Genomic DNA, 18,973 nt, shown 5'->3' with positions numbered 1-18,973 from the left:
GAACGCCGTGAAAATTGGAATATTGCAATGTGACCAAGTAGATCCAAGGTTAATTGTTGTACATGGAGCCTACTCGGAAATGTATACCAAGCTACTGCATCAGGAAGAACCCAATTTGATGTTCACTATTTATGATGCTCGTTATGGTGAATTGCCAAGTCATATTGATGCCGCAGATGCTTATATTATTACCGGGAGTCGCTATGGTGTTAATGACGATTTATCTTGGATTAGCGCGCTTGAAGAACTCGTTCGATGTCTTCATGCGGCTAGAAAAAAACTCATAGGGATTTGTTTTGGTCATCAACTTATTGCGAAGGCGTTAGGAGGAAAGGTTATAAAAGCACATCAAGGGTGGGGTGTTGGTATTTCCATAAATAAAATTACCCAACCCAAGCCATGGATGTCGCCATCTTTAGGGATTTTGAATCTAATCGTTAGTCATCAGGATCAAGTTGTACTTCTTCCAGAAGAGGCAGAGGTTTTGGCTGCAAGTGATTTCTGTCCGTTTTACATGTTGCAGATTCGCGACAACGTACTCACCGTACAAGGTCATCCTGAGTACAGCAAAAACTATTCCCAGGCGTTGATTGAACTGCGCAAAAATAACTTAAGCCAAGAAGTAGTTAACCAGGGATTAAAATCATTGCAGCAACACTGTGATGATAGGGTATTCGCTAAATGGGTTGTTAATTTTTTGAGATTCTAAAGTAAGATATTGCCATACTTTTTTATTGAAATATCAATAGGTCATGGTTGAAGTTAAATTTATTTGCTAGAATCTAAAGGGATTTAAAAAAATATTAAACTTATAGGGAGAATGAAATGAAACGTTTCGCTTTAGTTGCAGCAACTGGTTTTTTAGCATTAGCGCTAACTGCATGTGGTGAGTCAAGTAACAAACAACCTACAGCAACCACTACTACTGAAACTACTACCACACAACAACCAGCTCCAGCGCAACAACCAGCTGGTGGAAATCAAACTCAAAACCAGTAAAATCTTTAACCTGGGTGAAGGCTTAGGCCGTAACCCAGGAAAATTCCGGCCTATTTATGAGTTCTTTTGATAAACTAATCAAAGAAATTTCAGCAATTCTTAAAAAAATGAATTGGCAGTTAGTTACAGCTGAATCATGTACTGGCGGGCTCATTGCAAGTTATCTCACTGAAGTTCCTGGAAGTTCAGTCTGGTTTGAACGTGGGTTTGTTACGTACAGTAATCTCGCGAAAGAAGAGTTGCTTTCAGTACCTAAGCAATTAATTGAAGAATATGGTGCAGTTAGTGAACCTGTTGCTCTGGCGATGGCGACTGGTGCGTTACAACATAGTGTAGGACATGTAGCCGTATCGGTTACTGGTATTGCTGGACCAGATGGTGGTAGCTCTGAGAAACCAGTTGGAACAGTGTGTTTTGGTTGGGCAGCTAGAGGCATGAAACCCAAGGTTTTAAGAAAACAATTCACTGGGGATCGACACGACATACGCTTGGCTGCATGTCAGGAGGCTTTGTTGGGTGTTCTTTCTTATATCAAAAATTGATAAATATGGTGCGATAAAAAGAGATGTTGATGACAGCACGGGTTACTGCAGCAATCGTCTAAGTGCTCTATTTATTTTCCTATAGTTAGGCTTACTATATCTTCGGCTACATATGATGCTTTTCGCTCAAATTCAACGTGCACACGATTTATAAGAGGTACATTTGATTCCTCTGGTGTTGGGAAAAAGATATGCTTGGCGGCATTAGAAATATTTTTTGCGGCGCGTGCTGCATATAATGATGGAGTTGTTACTTTAGAAACTAGTTCTTCACATTTACTTTGCATAATATCTATCTTGGATAGTTGTGTTTCATAATTTTACCATATGTGCAAAAATAACCCAACATAAATTTCTATTTTACTTCATTTTGGCTTGAGCAAAAAAACTCCTTTAATCCAGTGAATCAATTTGCTGCTTGTTCCTATCTGTGTGATAATTTTACCCTTGCTTATAACTATCTGGAAAATATTATGGAAGAAAATAAACAAAAAGCATTATCCGCAGCGCTCTCGCAAATTGAACGGCAGTTTGGTAAGGGCTCAGTGATGCGTATGGGTGACAGTAATATAGCCCGAGATATAGAAGCTATTTCAACAGGGTCTTTAGGATTAGATATTGCATTGGGAATTGGTGGTTTGCCCAAAGGACGTATTGTTGAAATTTATGGTCCAGAGTCTTCTGGTAAAACAACTTTAACATTACAAGTTATTGCCGAATGTCAAAAAATGGGGGGTACTGCCGCATTTATAGACGCAGAACATGCTTTAGACCCAAGCTATGCGCAAAAACTGGGTGTTAATGTGGATGAGTTACTGGTTTCTCAACCTGATACAGGGGAGCAAGCTTTAGAAATTACCGATATGTTGGTGCGTTCCGCTGCAGTGGATGTCATTATCGTGGACTCTGTTGCCGCCTTAACTCCTAAAGCCGAAATTGAAGGGGAAATGGGGGATTCACATGTTGGTTTACAAGCTCGACTCATGTCACAAGCTTTACGTAAATTGACTGCTAATATTAAACGTTCTAATACGCTGGTTATTTTTATTAACCAGATTCGTATGAAAATTGGTGTAATGTTTGGTAGCCCCGAAACAACTACTGGTGGTAATGCACTAAAATTCTATGCTTCCGTTCGCCTGGATATTCGTCGCATTGGATCAATTAAAAAAGGTGAGGAAGTCTTAGGTAGTGAAACACGAGTTAAAGTCGTTAAGAATAAAGTGGCTCCACCATTTAAGATGACCGAATTTGATATTCTTTATAACGAAGGTATTTCTCGTGAAAGTGAAATTATTAACTTAGGTGTTCAACTCAATCTGATTGAAAAATCTGGAGCTTGGTACAGTTATAAAGGTGAGAAAATTGGCCAGGGTAAAGATAATGTTCGCTTATACTTGAAAGAGAACCCTCAAGTTGCAGCAACTCTTGAGCATCAAATTCGTACGGAGCTTTTAGAGAAAAAACTCCCTATGCTTGCGTCAGCTAGTGCAGAGGAATTTGAGGCTGTTGATGACTAAAGCATTTGTTTGTGCTGTGCGCCTGTTGTCTAGGCGTGAGCACAGTGCACTAGAGCTTTGTGATAAATTAAAGCAAAAAGGATATAGTGCGATAGAAGCAAAAAAAGCATTGGAGGAATGTCAACGCTTGGATTTACAAAGTGATCGACGGTTTGTAGAAATATGCTGTCGCTTACGAATACGTCAAGGTTACGGACCTTTAAAAATAAGCCAGGAATTGAGTAGTAAAGGAGTTGATAAGGAATTAATTCATCAGTTCTTGCAGCAGGAGGAAGATAATTGGTTGACTTATGCTTTAGATGTATGGCAGAAAAAAACTAAAGGTCAAAGTGATTTGTCGTTTGATGAGCTCCAAAAACAACAACGTTTTTTGCTTTATCGTGGATTTGGTATGGATACCATTGTTCAAGTGAAAAAAGAATTGAAAAAATAAAAATGAAATCGTAGCCTAGGTGCCTTGTAGTCTGGGTAATGCGTAGTAATTGCTGTTTTTAAGTTAAGCGAAATTCCCGTCTCCCTAAAGGGGAGAAGGTGCCCGTTAGGGTGGATGAGGGCATTTATTACCCTCACCCCAGCCCTCTCCCATTGCTGGGAGAGGGAGTTTATTGAACTTAAGCCCAATTACTGCGCATTCCCCTAGTACGGTCGAAAATTAAAATTAACTCAAATTGGTGTTGATTCGAAATGAAAAGTTCTGAAATTAGAGAAGCATTTTTTGATTATTTCACACAACGTGGTCATCAACTAGTGGAGTCCAGCTCCTTAATTCCTGCTAATGATCCTACTTTATTATTTACTAATGCGGGCATGGTGCAATTTAAGGACTTATTTTTAGGACTTGAAACACGTTCGTATCAGCGAGCGGTCTCTGCACAACGTTGTGTACGTGCAGGTGGGAAACACAATGATTTGGAAAATGTGGGGTATACAGCAAGACATCATACATTTTTTGAAATGTTGGGTAATTTTAGTTTCGGTGATTATTTTAAGCGAGAAGCAATAAAATTTGCTTGGGAATTTTTAACCCAAGTTCTACATTTGCCTGAAGAGCGTTTGTGGGTGACTGTTTATAAAGAAGATCAGGAAGCAGAGGATATTTGGTTAAAAGAAATGAACGTTTCGGCTGCACGCTTCTCACGTTGCGGTGAAAAAGATAATTTTTGGTCTATGGGGGATACAGGTCCTTGTGGTCCATGCACCGAGATTTTTTACGATCATGGTCCTGAAATTCCAGGTGGTCCTCCAGGTAGTCCTGATGAGGATGGGGACCGATATATTGAAATCTGGAACTTAGTATTCATGCAATTTAATCGGGATAAAGATGGGAATTTGCATCCACTACCCAAACCTTCTGTAGATACTGGTATGGGACTTGAGCGACTTGCTGCAGTGGTTCAAGGCGTGCACAGCAATTATGAAACGGATATTTTCCAATATCTAATTCAAACGACAGCAAAACTTGGAAATCTTACTGATTTAAACCACACATCTCTAAAGGTAATTGCCGATCATATTCGTTCTTGCGCATTTTTAATTGCTGATGGCGTGATACCTGGCAATGAAGGGCGAGGTTATGTACTAAGAAGAATCATTAGAAGGGCAATAAGGCATGGTAATAAACTAGGTTTGCCAACGCCATTTTTTTCACGATTAGTAGAGCCTTTAATTACAGTAATGGGTGATGCTTATCCTGAATTGATAAAAACAAAAGCTCATATAGAAAAAATTCTAAGCCAAGAAGAGAATCAGTTTGCCCGCACACTCGATCAAGGATTGCGTCTCTTGCAAGAGCAAATGCATTCTCTTGGTGGCCACGAAATCTCAGGGGAAATCGCATTTAAACTTTACGATACCTACGGTTTTCCAGTCGATTTGACTGCTGACATAGCTCGAGAGCAAGGCCTCTATGTAGATATGGATGGCTTCAATCAATTGATGCAGCAGCAAAGAGAGCAGTCTCAGGCTGCCAGTCAGTTCAGCGTGGATTATAGCACCAGTGCCCAATTGGATTATCAATCTAACTTTCATGGGTACGAACAAAAAGAAACAGAAGCAAAAATTATTGCTTTGCTTCTAGATGGAAATGAAGTGGAAGTCTTAAGTAAGGGGGCGAAAGGAGCTGTAGTTTTAGATCACACACCTTTTTATGCGGAAAGTGGAGGTCAGGTAGGTGATAAGGGAATATTGACGAGTACTGGCTCAAAGTTGCGTTCCCCAGTAGGAGGTAAGGGTGTATTGAAGCTTCCTGGCTTTCGTTTTCGTGTCGATGATACCCAAAAAAAAGGATTCGCTATAGTCCATTATGGTGAAGTAGTAGAAGGCTCTGCAACTTTAAATCAGTTAGTGAAAGCAGAAATAGATAACGAGCGCCGAGAAGCAATTCGGTTAAATCATACAGCTACTCATTTATTGCATGCTGCTTTAAAAACAGTAGTCGGACCGCAAGTCCAACAAAAAGGTTCATTGGTTGATGCGGAGCGCGCGCGTTTTGACTTTTCCCATTTTGAATCATTGACCACAGAACAAATCAAAGAAATTGAAGTATTAGTTAATGATCAAATTCGAGCTAATCACGAAGTTGTTACGCGAATCATGGATATTGATTCCGCTAAAAAAAGTGGAGCAGTCGCTCTGTTTGGAGAAAAATATACCGATGAGGTACGTGTATTATCTATGGGTGAGTTCTCCAAAGAGCTTTGTGGCGGAACTCATGCACGACGGACAGGCGACATTGGGCTGTTTAAAATTGTTGCAGAATACGGAATTGCAAGTGGTGTAAGACGTATTGAAATGGTAACAGGTCGTTATGCGCTAGTTTGGATCAATGAGCAACAGTCACTGTTAAGTGAGTTAGCTTCATTGTTAAAAACCACAACGAATAACTTACCGGATAAAATAGAACAGCTTATCACCGAAAGTAGAAGTTTAGAAAAAGAAATTGCCAAATTACAAAGTGAGAAAGCACATAAGTCAGGAGCCGATCTGGCCAATGAAGTAGAACAAATTAATGGAATCAGTTTACTGGTGAAACAATTGGAAGGTGTTGATAGTCAAACTATGCGTACTACTTTGGATCAACTGAAATCCAGACTTGATTCAGCGGTCATTGTTTTATTTACGGTGGATCAAAATAAAATGAATGTGATTGCTGGAGTGAGTAAGAACATTTTAGGGAAAGCACCTACTGCAGCTACTTTGGTTAGACATCTCTGTGGAAAAGGTGGTGGTCGTGATGATATGGCTCAGGGAGGAGGTGTTGTGCCATCTGATTTGGAGAAAAAAGTAGCTGAAATTAGAGAAATGGTGCGTCATTCGTAAATGGTATTTCTGTAGCCTGGGTTTCTCCACCAGGCTACTTACCTGTAAAATAATCATTACATAAGGAAATGACATGAGTTTTTTAAAAGAGTTTAAAGAATTTGCGATTAAAGGGAATGTGATTGATCTTTCCGTCGCTGTGGTTATAGGCGCGGCATTTGGCAAAATTATTAGTTCATTGGTTAGCGGCATTCTTATGCCTTTAATTGGGTTAATATTAGGTGGAGTGAATGTCGCAAAAAAAACCTTTATCGTAGGTGATGCGGTTGTAAAGTGGGGTGAGTTTCTACAAGCAGTGATTGACTTTACTATCATTTCATTTTCAATTTTTATTGCAATTAAAGCACTTTCTTTATTAAGAAAAAAAGAAGAAAAGAAAGAAAAAACAACTAGAGAAGAAACATTATTAACTGAAATTCGTGATCTTTTGAAGGAGAAGAGCCCAAAAAGCGAATAAGTTTTTCTGGCGTATCATTTGCTTGGGTACAGCGTAGCAGAACCTGAGTTAATAAGATTTCAGATTTCCGGGTGGTGCTGCACCCAAGCTATGTAAATTTCATAACTCCTAAGTCTTTGTAAATCTGCTATAATTTTAAACAGAATCATCATTAAAAAGGATAGTTATGGCCGGGCTCTTGAATTTAATTGCTGTAATCGTTGTCTTTGGGGTGGTTTTATGGCTAATCGATATGTTCATACCTATGCCGCCATCTATTAAAAGCTTATTAAATGTACTCGTTCTTATTATTTTAGTTATCTATATTTTACAATTTTTTGGCTTGATAAAAACAATTTTACCAATGATTAAAATTTTGAAGTAAACGAGTGTGATGAGCCAGAGATTTGGATTAAACGCTTCACTGGGTTGCATGATTCTATGTAAAGCGAATCAATCTGATATCACATCTTACCCATTTTCTTATAAAGAACGAATGGCAATCGAGTAATTATTGCCATGATAATTCGCCAAAAAAAAGGATAATAAAATAGTCTTTTCTTTTTTCGTAGTGCTTTCCAACAAGCTTTTGCACAAGAACCCGCGGGGGCTGCATAAAAAATTCCGGGCATGCCATAAGTTTGTTTGGTATCAATAAAACCCAAGCGAGCAATGGTGATGTGTAAATTATTGTGGGCTGCTTGCTGTAAACCCTGAAGGTAAATTTCAATGCTTGCTTTACTTGCTCCATACAGACTATTTTTGGCGCGCCCACGACATGCAGCAACAGAACTTAAATACAATAAATTATATTCTTTTTGCTGCCGATTTAAGTAGGTGTGAATCAACAAGGTAGTTGTCAAAATATTTACTTTGATGAGGTGAGAAATGGTGTCAATATTCAAATGATCGTTATCGGTAAAGTCGCTATGTGCGATCAGTAAATCGAGCTCGCGGTTTTCTGTTTTAAAAACAGAGAGCAGGTCATTAACTTGCTCGATCAAATCTAGAACAAGTACATCACAGCTCACTTGATATCGAAGTTTGATATCATTTGCGATCAGTTGGAGTTGATTTTGTTGGCGGCCTACGAGAATTAATTGATGTCCTGATTGGGCAACAATATGAGCAAATTTTTCTGCAATGATGGAGGTTGCGCCCAGTATGACCCAAGTTCTTTGTATCATTTTTTAATCCCTAATCGTTTTGCCAGATCAGAGTTCATAGTACATGCATGACGTTCAAGAGTTTGAGAAAATTGCTCATGCCGATCATACATCTTCTTAAATTGTTCTTCATTTAAGAGGAAATCCTTAGCTAAATACACTCGACCATTGACTTCAGTGATTAATTGATTCATGGCATAGATTGCCTGCCTCGCTTGTATATTATGAATAAAATCAACTGCCAGTGTAAATCCAGGTTTACAAAAGGAAAGCAAACCTTCGCCAGATTGGGTAAACAGCTTGAGTACAGCAAGAGTTGGTGTTGCTTGATGTAGCCGCATCAATTGAACTAATTGATCTAAAATGGTTGGGGCATGCTCTGTACTAAAAACTGCCTGGAATTGAACTAGTCCTTTAGGACCATAAAGTCTGTTCCAATGGATGAGTTTATCCAGTGGATTATTAAATTGCTCAAGAGTTAGTTTTTCTTGCCCTTTTTTATGATTAAAAAAATGCTGATTAAATAATTTGACACCCCAGGGCCTGATTAAAGAAAAAGGAATTTTAGGTACAGTGTGGATCTTTAATTTTTTATCTTCGAATGGTTTGCAATAATCCGCTACAGAAAAAATAGCACGGGGAATAGGATGAAGGAGATCAAGCCAGGCTACTTGATAATCATGGTGAATGCCCGTTGTTATCATACATTCAGTAAGTGCTTGAAGTGATTCAAATTGTTTATGTGTGGCTTGAACAAAACGAGGAGCTTTTTTAAGACGGAGTGCTGCCCGAGTAATAATTCCTGTAAGGCCAAAACCTGCAATCGTGGCATGAAATAATTCGCTATTTTCCTTACGGCTGCAATGAATTTTCTCACTTCCAATCAGTAAATCGAATTCAATAAGATGGTGTCCAAAACTACCTTCGTGATGATTATTTTTTCCATGCACATCATGAGCAATGCCACCTGCAACTGTAGCATGAACAGTTCCTGGCAGGACAGGGGGAATAAAATCGGGATGCACTAAAAATAAATCTCTCAGCGGTACTCCTCCCTGACAGAGTACGACCCCTGTTTCAGGGTTAAAATCGATAAAGTGATTCAAGCGCTCGCTATCAATAATAAAACCATTCGTATTAAAACAACTGTCGTTGTAGCATAGTCCTGAACCACGTACGAGAATGTTTTTCTGGGGATTATGAGCAAGGTAATCAGCAAGTTGTTCTTCGCTGTCTGGACGTAAACAGAACGACTGGCTAAAGTGCGCACGGCTAAAATTGGTGAATACTTTTGTTTTGCTGTGCATTTTTATATGTTCTTTCATTATTTCCAATATTTTAAGACTATAATTCATTTAGAAACATATTTAAAAGGAATTATGATGAAAACTATTTCAATCTTTCTAGGCTTTCTCTTTTCCCTTTCTGTTTATGCAGCAGATATTCCTCAGGATTATTTAGGTGCACAAAAATATGACAGAACTCAGTGTTTTCACAATACAAGCCAAGATTGTATTAATTCACAATGTCTGAACTCTACTGAAATTGATTGTCAGGATAATTGTCGAAAGATGGCAAAGGCAAAATGTCAGCAAGAAATTAATGAGTAGAGTTGTATTGCATTTTTTCCAATTTATTTCGTTTGATTGTCAAATGATTGGCATATGACTTTGTAACTGTCAAATCAAACATGGCACTGATTTCTTGGTAATCTTCGCGACCTCCTCATCGTGACGAGTATACGACGAAGGATCTCCTGGGTTATATGGATGCTAATCTTCAGGAGATCCCTCACTTTGTTCGGGATGAGATATCCATAACCCAGGCACACTTCTACTAAATGACAGGACTTTTTTATAAATGGCATATAGTTTGCATAAGGGTATTCAATAGAAAAATCATGATGAGTACTTGAATTTAATGACTGAAATTCAAGTTTAAAAATAGTATGGATTGCTTATATGGCTGATAAAAACGTTTTATCACAAGAAGAAATAGATGCATTACTGAAAACAGTTGGTGAATCCCCGGAAGAGGAACACCAAGAATCAGAGGGTCCATCAGTTACTAAAGAAAAATCGGATCATAAGAAAGCAAAAAGTAGTAAAAAAGATGCAGCAGATTCCGCATTTGAGCCTATTGAAATAAAAAAAGAAAATGATGTAAAAACACTCAATTTTACTGCTCAGGAACGTATCGTCAAAGGCAAGTTGCCTGTATTGGATAGAATTTATGACCGTGCCGTGCGCTTATTTGCATCTGATATCTATAATGTGACTGCCAAGGATTTTGAGATTAAGCAAGATTCACTACTTATTATAAAACATCGCGACTTCATGGAAAGTTTGCCCAACCCAAGCTTAATGAGTATTTTTAAATTCAAACCATTACGAGGAAAAGGAATAATCCTTTTTGATAGTACATTTGTCTATGATCTTGTCGACTATTATTTTGGGGGTAGTTCTCAATTCTTTGCCCAAAAAGACAGAACGGATTTTACAGCGACTGAGTTGCGTGTTATGGATGTGATCACGAAAAAGCTTATTGCCAACCTGACTCAAGCCTGGAAACCCATTATTCAGATTGATATCACTAAATTTAATGATGAAACAAACCCTCAATTGGTCAACATAGCCGAACCTGAAGAAATGCTATTAGTTGCGCGTTTTTCTATGGATTTCGGTAAAGAAATAGGTATTTTCTACTTTGTGTTGCCTTATTCCATGGTCGAACCAATCAAAGAACAATTGGAACTTGGTGCTTCTCGTCCAGATGATGAGATTGATCCGAACTGGGTCAAATCGCTAAAAGAAGAGTTAATGGATGTTGAATTAACTGTGAGTTCAGTAATGGCAGAGACAACAAGCACTCTTGGTGCTGTGATGTCATGGCAAGTAGGTGATTTTATACCTATGGAAATGAAAGAAATAGTTACTTTAGATATTGAAGGAACCCCAGGCTTTACGGCAACTCAAGGTACGACAAATGACAAGCGTGCTGTAAAAATAATAAAAAATATTAGTTATTAGGAGATGAGTAATGTCTCAAGAAGCAATTGAACAACCAAAACCATCGAATACTCTTCCTCAGGAAGCAGACAGTGAAAAAATGGATTTGATTTTGGATATCCCCGTATCAGTGACCGTAGAAATCGGTCGTACCAAAATGACTATTCGTAATTTACTCCAACTAAACCAAGGAGGCATTGTTGCCCTTGATCGTTTAGCTGGTGATCCGCTTGATGTTTTAGTCAATGGGACTTTAGTTGCTCACGGGGAAGTGGTCGTGGTTAATGATAAATTTGGTGTGCGATTAACCGATATCGTCAGCAAAGCAGAACGAATTAAGCGATTAAGATGATGCAAACTGCACTTAATCAGGGAGAACTCCTGCGGGTGTTTATGGGCTTATTGTTAGTTTTATTGATTATCCTTGTATTGTCTTGGGTGATGAAGCGCTTACATAGTATGCAAATGGGCTCGACAAAAGGATTTCAATCAGTAGCGAGTATGATTTTAGGCCCCAAGGAAAAAATTACCTTGTTAAAAGTGGGGGCACGTTATTTGCTGGTTGGTTCGGGTTCTGGACATGTCACGCTGCTTTACGATTTTGGTGAACAATTACCTACAGGTTTTGATTCCATAAATAAAACTTCGTTTGCAGATCTACTTAAATCTGTTAAGAAATCATAAGATGAACACAATGAATTTAATGATGCGATCTTCCTCCTATAACATAAAAAGCGACAGTTCTTATAAACCTCGAGTGGCGCTGCGTTTTGTCCTAGCTACTGTATGCATCATTTTGTTGGGTTTGGTTCCTCTTGCTTTACAGGCTGCCCCTTTATCATTACCAGCTATGACTGTACAACCTGGAGCGAACGGTGAGCAAACTTATAGTGTTAATCTGCAAATTTTAATTTTTATGACTTTGTTAACTGTTTTGCCTGGGATGTTAATGGCAATGACGGCTTTTACAAGGATAATTATTGTACTTTCTATATTACGTCAAGCTATTGGTTTGGCGCAGACTCCTACAAACCAAATCTTAATTGGTATCGCATTGTTCATGACCTATTTTGTGATGTCTCCAGTTTTTAATAAAATCAATGATACGGCAGTGCAGCCTTATCTCGCAGAGACTATGAAATTTCCTCAAGCATTAGCAAATGCACAGGTTCCTTTGCGTGAGTTTATGTTAAATCAAACGCGTAAAAATGATTTGTCATTATTTGAAAAATTTGCGCAAAATAATCCGGCAAACCTCAATGAAGTGCCAATGAGTGTGGTGATTCCTGCATTCATAACGAGTGAATTAAAAACAGCGTTCCAGATTGGCTTCATTTTGTTTTTACCCTTTTTAATTATTGATATGGTGGTGTCAAGTGTTCTGATGGCTATGGGTATGATGATGCTATCACCTTTGATTATCTCATTACCCTTTAAGATTATGCTGTTTGTAATGGTCGATGGGTGGACACTTATTTTGGGATCGTTGGCGTCGAGTTTTGCTACGAGTTAAAAATTCATTTGCATCCAGATTATGAATTATAGGGAAAATAAAAATTATAGGGAAATAAAATGACTCCAGAGTCTGTAGTTTCTATATTCAGTGAAGGTGTGTATTTGATGCTGTTATTGATAATGGTACTCATTCTTCCTGGTTTGATTGTTGGTGTGATTGTTTCTATGTTTCAGGCAGCAACACAAATTAATGAAACAAGCTTAAGTTTTATACCCAAATTATTTATTACTTTTTTAATGCTCGTATTTGCCGGTCCGTGGTTATTGAAGACTATGGTGAATTATACCGATTCTTTAATTACCAATATTCCTTACTTAATCGGTTAGCTGCAGATGAAACTGGATTATCCAATAATAATACATATGATAAGTCAGATTATTTGGCCCATGGGGCGCATTGGTGGATTGCTACTTACTGTACCTGTGTTTTCTTCTGTATTATTACCAGCTCGTATTAAAATTATTCTGCTTTTCGTTTTAAGTTGCGTCTGTGCCTTTATGGTTCCTAAAGAGCTTTCGTTCCTGAATTTCAATGGACTTTATTTAGCTTATATCATCCAGGAAGTCCTCTTTGGACTATTGATGGGATTTGTCTTACAGCTTGTTTTTCAGGTATTTGTTTTAGGAGGACAAATTATTGCGATGCAGGCAGGTCTCAGTTTTGCGCTGATGGTGGATCCTTCAAGCCGAGCAAGTGTTCCATTGGTCAGTCAGTTTTATTCAATGATGATGACCTTAATATTTTTGTCACTTAATGGCCATTTAACCGTTTTTGAAACCTTATTAGATAGTTTTAGATTAATGCCTATAGGACAGTTATCGGTAAGTCAATCAATGGTGTGGAATGTTGTTTTATTTTCGGGATGGATGTTTAAGCAGGCTCTTCTGATTTCAATTCCTGCTTTACTGTCTTTACTTATTGTGAGTCTTGCATTCGGAATTATGTCTCGCGCTGCGCCTCAATTAAATATTTTTTCTTTAGGATTTCCCATTACTTTAATTATGGGAATGGTAGTGATTAAGGTAGGGTTGTCGAGTATTGCAGTACAAATGGCAGATCTTATCAAAGAGGGCATGCGTTTTATGATAGGGATATTACCTTGATGAGTGATCAAGAACAGACACAAGAAAAAACGGAACAGCCCTCGGCCAAGCGACTTAGAGATGCGCGTAAAAAAGGTCAGGTTGCTCGTTCAAGAGATTTCAATACCACAGTAACATTACTTTTTACTGCTTTAGGATTCTTGGTTTTTGGAAAGCAATTAGCAATGCAATTAGCAGTTATGATGCGCCATGCATTTGAATTCGATACGCGAGTTACACTGACTTCAGTTGTAAGCGTGGAGCGCTTGTTTTTTCTAGCTAAGATGGGATTTTGGTCCTTAATGCCATTATTAGTGGTTATTTTTCTCGTGACCTTGGCAGCGCCTTTGCTGATGGGCGGGTGGGTATTCAGTGCCCAAGTGTTACAACCTAAGTTTTCGCGACTCAATTTATTTCAAGGACTCAAACGTATGGTTTCATTGAAAGGTTTTGTCGAGATGTCCAAGTCATTCTTCAAATTTCTCTTAGTCGCAGCAGTTGCCATTATAGTACTTAAAGCACAAATTCCTGAATTACTTCATTTAGCGCATGTTCCTATAGAAACAGCGATTAGCAGCGGTAGCCTGATCGTAGTGAAATCTTTTGTTTTGATTGCTGCTAGTTTGATTTTGATCGCTGCTTTTGATGTACCTTTTCAATTATATGAGCATCAAAAAAACATGAAAATGACTATGCAGGAATTGCGAGATGAATACAAAGAAATGGAAGGTAAGCCCGAAATAAAAAGCGCTATTCGTCGTGCGCAACAAGAGATATCAAGACGACGAATGATGAATGAAATAGCTAAAGCTAATGTTGTGCTAACAAACCCCACTCATTATGCTGTTGCGATCAGTTATAAAGAAAAAAACCATAAAGCGCCAATAGTAGTTGCAAAGGGTAAAGATTTGATTGCCTTTCAAATCAATAAAATTGCTACGTCACATCAAATTCCCATTATTTCAGTGCCTCCTCTGGCTCGAGCGCTTTATTTTTCGACAAAATTAAATGCAGAAATACCCAGAGGACTTTATGTCGCTGTAGCTCAGGTTTTAGCTTATGTATTTCAACTGCGTAACAAGGAACGTTATGACTATAAACCTTCTGTATTACAGAATGTTCCTATTCCACCAGAGTTAGTGCGTGATGCAGAGGAGGCTGCTAATGAATAAAGCATTACAGTATATGCAATATTGGATGCGCCAAGGTTTGGGTACACCCTTAGTTCTAATCATAATGCTTGGCATGATGATGTTGCCTTTGCCTCCATTTTTATTGGATATGTTTTTTACTTTTAATATCGCTTTGTCACTTGTAGTTTTGTTAGCGGTGATTTATAGCGAAAGACCTTTAGATTTTGCTGTATTTCCAACCGTTATTTTACTTGCAACATTATTACGCTTGGCGTTAAACGTTGCCTCAACTCGAGTCGTTTTATTAAATGGTTATAAAGGTACTGATGCGGCTGGGCATGTGATTCAATCATTTGGTGAAGTAGTTATTGGCGGAAACTATGCAGTAGGTTTGGTTGTTTTTATGATTCTAGTAGTCATCAATTTTGTTGTAGTAACTAAAGGTGCTGGCCGTGTATCCGAAGTAAGTGCGCGCTTTACCTTGGATTCTTTACCTGGAAAGCAAATGGCAATTGATGCGGATTTGAATGCAGGTTTAATTAACCAGGAGCAGGCAGTAAAACGTCGATTGGAAGTAGCGCAAGAAGCAGATTTTTATGGTTCGATGGATGGTGCGAGTAAATTCGTTCGTGGCGATGCAATTGCCGGGATTTTAATTCTAGTAGTTAATATTATCGGTGGACTGATTATTGGGGTTTTTCAGCATGGAATGAGTGTTTCTGATGCCCTGCATAACTATATTCTATTAACCATTGGTGATGGTTTAGTGGCGCAAGTGCCCTCGTTAGTTTTATCTACCGCAGCGGCCATCATTGTGACTCGAGTTTCAAGTGCACAAAATATGGGGCATGCGGTAATTTCTCAGTTACTTGCCAATCCACGTTCTTTGATTATTGCATCGGGTATTATTGGATTGATTGGTATTATTCCTGGAATGCCTCATGTTGCATTTATACTTCTTTCTGCAGGTTTGGCAGGAATTGCCTATTTATTTCTCCAGCAAGACAAAGCAAAACAAAAGGAGCAACTTACTCAGGAAAATGACTCTCTTGCAGTTCCAAATGCGAATATTTCGACTGAATTGTCTTGGGATGATGTGAATCCTGTCGATGTAATAAGTCTTGAAGTAGGATATCGTTTAATACCTTTAGTGGATCAAGCACAAGGGGGCGTTTTACTTTCTCGTATTAAAGGGGTACGCAAGAAAATATCACAAGAGCTGGGTTTTCTAATTCCTTCAGTACATGTACGTGATAATTTGGATTTAAAACCTAACCATTATCGAATTAGTTTGGCAGGAGTAGTTATGGGAGAAGCGGCGATTCATCTTGATCGGTGCTTGGCTATAAACCCTGGACAAATTTTTGGCGAAATTGAGGGAATAAAAACTCGTGATCCAGCCTTTGGTATGGAAGCGGTTTGGATTAATGAAAGTCAAAGAGAGCAAGCACATACCTTAGGTTATACTGTAGTCGACTCTTCAACAGTTGTTGCTACACACTTAAGCCAAATACTAGAGCAAAACAGTCAGCAATTGTTAGGTTATGAAGAAACCCAACAGCTTTTAGATAAACTTGCAGTAAGCTCCCCTAAACTAGTGAAAGAATTAGTACCTGATGGTCTTTCCTTAGGAATGGTTAGTAAAGTATTGCAAGGTTTATTAATCGAACATATTCCTCTAACAGATATTCGTACTATAGTCGAAACTTTGGCGGAGTTAGCGCCAAAATCTAAGGATACGGAGTATTTAATCAGTCAGGTTCGTATCGCTTTATCTCGATTAATTACTCAAAAAATCAGTGGCGTGCATGAGGAGTTACCTATTATTACGTTAAAACCTGAGTTGGAACAATTATTGCAAAACATTATTCAGAGCAGTGGATCTGGGGGCGTAAATTTCGAGCCAGGAATGGCAGATAAAATACAACATTCATTGACTCAATTAGCAATGCAACAGCAGGCAAAACAAGAGAGCTCTGTATTAGTCGTACAGCCAGGGATACGCGCAGTGTTGGCACGATTTGTGCGTAATATATCTTATGACTTTCATGTTTTGTCTTATCAGGAGATTCCTGATAATAAACAAATAAGAATAGTAGGCACAGTAGGATAAAAATGAAGAACTGAGAATTTGGAATGATAATGCAATAGAGCAATTCCAAGTTATAAACTTCTCAGTTTTCCTACAAGCAGGCTACAATTTCTATAGAGGCATTGCGTGAATAGTGACAAATTTCTTCATAAGCAGGAGGCTTTATGAAATTAAAACGTTTTGTTGCGGCCGATACACGCAGCGCTATGAAACAAATTAAAGAGACACTTGGTGCAGATGCTGTCATTTTATCCAGCCACCATGTTGATGGAGGCGTGGAAGTTGTTGCTGCGATTGATTTTGATGAAACCATTCTGTCAACTTCAGCAGCGGTAGCTTGTGCTGAACCCATCAGTCAGACTCCTAAATTTCAAATGCAAACCCCGCTTGAGGATATGCGTCAGGAGATTCAAACTTTAAGAGGGATGCTCGAAGCACAATTAAGAGGAAATGTGGGGGTCCATGAGCCTTTACATACTATTTTACTTCAGAAACTTTTGTATCTGGGGGTAAGTCATACCACTGCTGCGACTTGGGCATGTTCGGTAAGACCTGATTTAAATCAACAAAGAGGGTGGGAATCTGTACTGAATCTTATTACAGATCAATTAAGCATTTGTGATACACGTCGAATAGAAGAGGGCGGTGTTTATGCTTTTGTTGGACCAACTGGTGTTGGAAAAACGACAACATTGGCTAAAATTGCAGCGCGATTTACTTTGAGATTTGGCGCAGATAAGTTAGGCCTGGTGACTATGGATACTTATCGAATCGCAGCCCAAGAACAACTCATGATGTATGGAAAAATTTTAGGAGTTAAGGTGTGTGTTGCTCAAGATGAGATTTCTTTGGCGCGCGTGTTACGGCAATTAAATGATAAGAAATTAATTTTGATTGATACCGCTGGAATGAACCCTGCAGATGAACGTGTTGTAAAACAAATGCATGTGTTAGGCACTTATTTGCAGTCGATTTCTAAGGTTTTAGTTTTACCGGCAACAAGTCATTACCAAGTATTAATTGATGCGATAAGACGTTATGAAGCAGATCAAATTGATCAGTGTATTTTGACAAAATTGGATGAATCGTTAGCTGTAGGCGGTGCACTCAGTGCACTTATTGAATCGGGTTTAGGTGTGAGCTATTTGACACACGGACAACGTGTACCGGAAGACATTAAAATGGCAACACGCCATCAGCTCGTTGAGTTATTTGCTGAACAGGAAGCACAACTGTTTCAGACAGATAATGTTAGGAAAGCACATCAAAGTGCTGGGAGAGAATATCATGTCTAAAGTGAGACGAAATATAAGTGATCAAGCTTCGGGGCTGAGAAATCTATCGCGTGCTAAGCCGATTAAAGTAATTGCAGTCTCGGCGGGAAAGGGCGGAGTTGGCAAGAGCAACGTTTCTGTTAATTTGGCAGTTGGATTGGCTCAGCTTAATAAAAAAGTAATGCTGCTTGATGCTGATTTGGGATTGGCAAATATCGATATTATGCTGGGGCTGCATACTAAATATAATTTATCGCATGTAATTCAGGGAATCTGTCATTTAAGTGACATTATTTTGCCAGGTCCTAATGGTATTAGTGTCATTCCCGCCGCTTCCGGAACAGAGTTTATGACACAACTCTCTCCACCAGAGCTGGCTGGAATTATTGATGCGTTTAATGAGCTTACTGATGATTTAGACTACATGATTATAGATACTGCTGCAGGTATATCTGACACGGTTTTAAGTTTTACTCGTTCATCGCAAGAATTAATCGTTGTTGTATGTGATGAACCCACGTCATTAACCGATGCATATGCTTTAATTAAAGTAATGAGCAAGCGTTATGAATGGACACGGTTCCATATTCTAGCCAATATGGTGAGAAATGAGCGTGATGGACGAGAATTATTTAATAAATTATTCAAAGTTTCCGAGCAATTTCTTGAGGTTCAGCTAGACTATTTAGGAGCGGTTCCTTTTGATGAACACATACACAGGGCAGTGAAAATGCAAAAACCCGTATTAATTGCTTATCCTGATTCCGCTGCTGCTTTGGCGATGAGACAGTTAGCAGACGAAGTATCTGAGTGGCCACCTAGTTCCCTGCTGGGCGGTAATACCAGTTTCTTTTTAGAACGTTTAGTAGCGGGTGACTTTTAAGGAG

22 protein-coding genes are annotated in these 18,973 nt (G+C 38.7%); 19 read left to right on the top strand and 3 right to left on the bottom strand.

Annotation, left to right across the window (positions count from 1 at the left end; all coding sequences use genetic code 11):
* The first annotated feature begins 7 nt into the window (after nt 1-7).
* The 3 genes from ACWTEW_RS37915 to ACWTEW_RS37905 all read left to right on the top strand — a co-directional run bounded on the left by ACWTEW_RS37915 (nt 8) and on the right by ACWTEW_RS37905 (nt 1,541).
* Entirely contained in the window at nt 8-709 is a 702-nt protein-coding gene (locus tag ACWTEW_RS37915; RefSeq protein ID WP_454783147.1) for a glutamine amidotransferase-related protein, read from the top strand.
* A 116-nt stretch (nt 710-825) separates the two neighbouring features.
* A complete protein-coding gene (locus tag ACWTEW_RS37910; protein WP_454783146.1) occupies nt 826-999 on the top strand; it encodes a hypothetical protein in 174 nt (57 codons plus the stop codon).
* Nucleotides 1,000-1,055: 56 nt separating this feature from the next.
* Nucleotides 1,056-1,541 (top strand): CinA family protein, encoded by a 486-nt coding sequence (locus tag ACWTEW_RS37905; RefSeq protein WP_454783145.1) that lies wholly within the window; start codon nt 1,056-1,058, stop codon nt 1,539-1,541.
* A gap of 71 nt (nt 1,542-1,612) precedes the next feature.
* On the opposite strand, the gene ACWTEW_RS37900 is transcribed toward ACWTEW_RS37905, so the two are convergent.
* Nucleotides 1,613-1,828 carry a hypothetical protein gene (locus ACWTEW_RS37900; RefSeq protein ID WP_454783144.1) on the bottom strand — a complete coding sequence of 72 codons (216 nt, stop codon included), beginning with the start codon at nt 1,826-1,828 and terminating at the stop codon, nt 1,613-1,615.
* Nucleotides 1,829-2,014: 186 nt separating this feature from the next.
* Between ACWTEW_RS37900 and recA the strand changes: the two genes are divergently transcribed.
* The 5 genes from recA to ACWTEW_RS37875 all read left to right on the top strand — a co-directional run bounded on the left by recA (nt 2,015) and on the right by ACWTEW_RS37875 (nt 7,200).
* On the top strand, nt 2,015-3,061 hold the full coding sequence (recA, locus tag ACWTEW_RS37895; protein WP_454783143.1) for a recombinase RecA: 1,047 nt from the start codon (nt 2,015-2,017) through the stop codon (nt 3,059-3,061).
* Nucleotides 3,054-3,494: a recombination regulator RecX gene (gene recX / locus ACWTEW_RS37890; RefSeq protein WP_454783142.1), complete on the top strand. Its 441-nt coding sequence runs from the start codon at nt 3,054-3,056 to the stop codon at nt 3,492-3,494. Before recA ends, recX begins: the two co-directional genes overlap by 8 nt.
* A 251-nt stretch (nt 3,495-3,745) precedes the next feature.
* The gene (alaS, locus tag ACWTEW_RS37885) at nt 3,746-6,379 is read left to right on the top strand and encodes an alanine--tRNA ligase (protein WP_454783141.1); all 2,634 of its coding nucleotides are present in this window, start codon (nt 3,746-3,748) and stop codon (nt 6,377-6,379) included.
* A 73-nt stretch (nt 6,380-6,452) separates the two neighbouring features.
* Nucleotides 6,453-6,836 (top strand): large-conductance mechanosensitive channel protein MscL, encoded by a 384-nt coding sequence (mscL, locus tag ACWTEW_RS37880; protein WP_454783140.1) that lies wholly within the window; start codon nt 6,453-6,455, stop codon nt 6,834-6,836.
* Between the two features lie 166 nt (nt 6,837-7,002).
* Nucleotides 7,003-7,200 carry a Thivi_2564 family membrane protein gene (locus ACWTEW_RS37875; protein ID WP_454783139.1) on the top strand — a complete coding sequence of 66 codons (198 nt, stop codon included), beginning with the start codon at nt 7,003-7,005 and terminating at the stop codon, nt 7,198-7,200.
* Between the two features lie 79 nt (nt 7,201-7,279).
* On the opposite strand, the gene ACWTEW_RS37870 is transcribed toward ACWTEW_RS37875, so the two are convergent.
* Complete coding sequence (locus ACWTEW_RS37870; protein ID WP_454783138.1) at nt 7,280-8,002, bottom strand: SDR family NAD(P)-dependent oxidoreductase; 723 nt, start codon at nt 8,000-8,002, stop codon at nt 7,280-7,282.
* A complete protein-coding gene (locus ACWTEW_RS37865; protein ID WP_454783282.1) occupies nt 7,999-9,288 on the bottom strand; it encodes an FAD-binding oxidoreductase in 1,290 nt (429 codons plus the stop codon). The genes ACWTEW_RS37870 and ACWTEW_RS37865 overlap by 4 nt, the downstream gene beginning before the upstream one ends.
* A 72-nt stretch (nt 9,289-9,360) precedes the next feature.
* On the opposite strand from ACWTEW_RS37865, the gene ACWTEW_RS37860 reads away from it, so the two are divergent.
* The 11 genes from ACWTEW_RS37860 to ACWTEW_RS37810 all read left to right on the top strand — a co-directional run bounded on the left by ACWTEW_RS37860 (nt 9,361) and on the right by ACWTEW_RS37810 (nt 18,969).
* Nucleotides 9,361-9,591 (top strand): hypothetical protein, encoded by a 231-nt coding sequence (locus ACWTEW_RS37860; protein ID WP_454783137.1) that lies wholly within the window; start codon nt 9,361-9,363, stop codon nt 9,589-9,591.
* A 351-nt stretch (nt 9,592-9,942) separates the two neighbouring features.
* On the top strand, nt 9,943-11,010 hold the full coding sequence (fliM, locus tag ACWTEW_RS37855; protein WP_454783136.1) for a flagellar motor switch protein FliM: 1,068 nt from the start codon (nt 9,943-9,945) through the stop codon (nt 11,008-11,010).
* A gap of 10 nt (nt 11,011-11,020) precedes the next feature.
* Entirely contained in the window at nt 11,021-11,341 is a 321-nt protein-coding gene (fliN, locus tag ACWTEW_RS37850) for a flagellar motor switch protein FliN (protein WP_076547449.1), read from the top strand.
* The gene (gene fliO, locus ACWTEW_RS37845) at nt 11,341-11,673 is read left to right on the top strand and encodes a flagellar biosynthetic protein FliO (RefSeq protein ID WP_454783281.1); all 333 of its coding nucleotides are present in this window, start codon (nt 11,341-11,343) and stop codon (nt 11,671-11,673) included. The genes fliN and fliO overlap by 1 nt, the downstream gene beginning before the upstream one ends.
* A gap of 1 nt (nt 11,674) precedes the next feature.
* Nucleotides 11,675-12,502 (top strand): flagellar type III secretion system pore protein FliP, encoded by an 828-nt coding sequence (gene fliP / locus ACWTEW_RS37840; protein ID WP_454783135.1) that lies wholly within the window; start codon nt 11,675-11,677, stop codon nt 12,500-12,502.
* Between the two features lie 59 nt (nt 12,503-12,561).
* Complete coding sequence (gene fliQ, locus ACWTEW_RS37835; protein WP_454783134.1) at nt 12,562-12,831, top strand: flagellar biosynthesis protein FliQ; 270 nt, start codon at nt 12,562-12,564, stop codon at nt 12,829-12,831.
* Between the two features lie 6 nt (nt 12,832-12,837).
* Complete coding sequence (gene fliR / locus ACWTEW_RS37830) at nt 12,838-13,608, top strand: flagellar biosynthetic protein FliR (protein WP_454783133.1); 771 nt, start codon at nt 12,838-12,840, stop codon at nt 13,606-13,608.
* A complete protein-coding gene (gene flhB / locus ACWTEW_RS37825; protein ID WP_454783132.1) occupies nt 13,608-14,759 on the top strand; it encodes a flagellar biosynthesis protein FlhB in 1,152 nt (383 codons plus the stop codon). Before fliR ends, flhB begins: the two co-directional genes overlap by 1 nt.
* Complete coding sequence (gene flhA / locus ACWTEW_RS37820) at nt 14,752-16,833, top strand: flagellar biosynthesis protein FlhA (RefSeq protein WP_454783131.1); 2,082 nt, start codon at nt 14,752-14,754, stop codon at nt 16,831-16,833. Before flhB ends, flhA begins: the two co-directional genes overlap by 8 nt.
* 143 nt (nt 16,834-16,976) lie before the next feature.
* The gene (gene flhF / locus ACWTEW_RS37815) at nt 16,977-18,107 is read left to right on the top strand and encodes a flagellar biosynthesis GTPase FlhF (protein ID WP_454783130.1); all 1,131 of its coding nucleotides are present in this window, start codon (nt 16,977-16,979) and stop codon (nt 18,105-18,107) included.
* On the top strand, nt 18,100-18,969 hold the full coding sequence (locus ACWTEW_RS37810) for a MinD/ParA family protein (protein WP_454783129.1): 870 nt from the start codon (nt 18,100-18,102) through the stop codon (nt 18,967-18,969). Before flhF ends, ACWTEW_RS37810 begins: the two co-directional genes overlap by 8 nt.
* Nucleotides 18,970-18,973 lie beyond the last annotated feature (4 nt).

It is taken from the genome of Legionella stuttgartensis, from assembly GCF_977063405.2.
Note: the sequence above shows the minus strand (reverse complement) of the source record. Positions and strands in the feature narration are given on the sequence as shown.

Excerpts from the sequence above, each read along its gene's own strand:
- ACWTEW_RS37910 (WP_454783146.1), top strand. The coding sequence starts at position 826 with ATGAAACGTTTCGCTTTAGTTGCAGCAACTGGTTTTTTAGCATTAGCG.
- ACWTEW_RS37905 (WP_454783145.1), top strand. The coding sequence starts at position 1,056 with ATGAGTTCTTTTGATAAACTAATCAAAGAAATTTCAGCAATTCTTAAA.
- ACWTEW_RS37900 (WP_454783144.1), bottom strand. The coding sequence starts at position 1,828 with ATGCAAAGTAAATGTGAAGAACTAGTTTCTAAAGTAACAACTCCATCA.
- recA (WP_454783143.1), top strand. The coding sequence starts at position 2,015 with ATGGAAGAAAATAAACAAAAAGCATTATCCGCAGCGCTCTCGCAAATT.
- recX (WP_454783142.1), top strand. The coding sequence starts at position 3,054 with ATGACTAAAGCATTTGTTTGTGCTGTGCGCCTGTTGTCTAGGCGTGAG.
- alaS (WP_454783141.1), top strand. The coding sequence starts at position 3,746 with ATGAAAAGTTCTGAAATTAGAGAAGCATTTTTTGATTATTTCACACAA.
- mscL (WP_454783140.1), top strand. The coding sequence starts at position 6,453 with ATGAGTTTTTTAAAAGAGTTTAAAGAATTTGCGATTAAAGGGAATGTG.
- ACWTEW_RS37875 (WP_454783139.1), top strand. The coding sequence starts at position 7,003 with ATGGCCGGGCTCTTGAATTTAATTGCTGTAATCGTTGTCTTTGGGGTG.
- ACWTEW_RS37870 (WP_454783138.1), bottom strand. The coding sequence starts at position 8,002 with ATGATACAAAGAACTTGGGTCATACTGGGCGCAACCTCCATCATTGCA.
- ACWTEW_RS37865 (WP_454783282.1), bottom strand. The coding sequence starts at position 9,288 with ATGCACAGCAAAACAAAAGTATTCACCAATTTTAGCCGTGCGCACTTT.
- ACWTEW_RS37860 (WP_454783137.1), top strand. The coding sequence starts at position 9,361 with ATGATGAAAACTATTTCAATCTTTCTAGGCTTTCTCTTTTCCCTTTCT.
- fliM (WP_454783136.1), top strand. The coding sequence starts at position 9,943 with ATGGCTGATAAAAACGTTTTATCACAAGAAGAAATAGATGCATTACTG.
- fliN (WP_076547449.1), top strand. The coding sequence starts at position 11,021 with ATGTCTCAAGAAGCAATTGAACAACCAAAACCATCGAATACTCTTCCT.
- fliO (WP_454783281.1), top strand. The coding sequence starts at position 11,341 with ATGCAAACTGCACTTAATCAGGGAGAACTCCTGCGGGTGTTTATGGGC.
- fliP (WP_454783135.1), top strand. The coding sequence starts at position 11,675 with ATGAACACAATGAATTTAATGATGCGATCTTCCTCCTATAACATAAAA.
- fliQ (WP_454783134.1), top strand. The coding sequence starts at position 12,562 with ATGACTCCAGAGTCTGTAGTTTCTATATTCAGTGAAGGTGTGTATTTG.
- fliR (WP_454783133.1), top strand. The coding sequence starts at position 12,838 with ATGAAACTGGATTATCCAATAATAATACATATGATAAGTCAGATTATT.
- flhB (WP_454783132.1), top strand. The coding sequence starts at position 13,608 with ATGAGTGATCAAGAACAGACACAAGAAAAAACGGAACAGCCCTCGGCC.
- flhA (WP_454783131.1), top strand. The coding sequence starts at position 14,752 with ATGAATAAAGCATTACAGTATATGCAATATTGGATGCGCCAAGGTTTG.
- flhF (WP_454783130.1), top strand. The coding sequence starts at position 16,977 with ATGAAATTAAAACGTTTTGTTGCGGCCGATACACGCAGCGCTATGAAA.
- ACWTEW_RS37810 (WP_454783129.1), top strand. The coding sequence starts at position 18,100 with ATGTCTAAAGTGAGACGAAATATAAGTGATCAAGCTTCGGGGCTGAGA.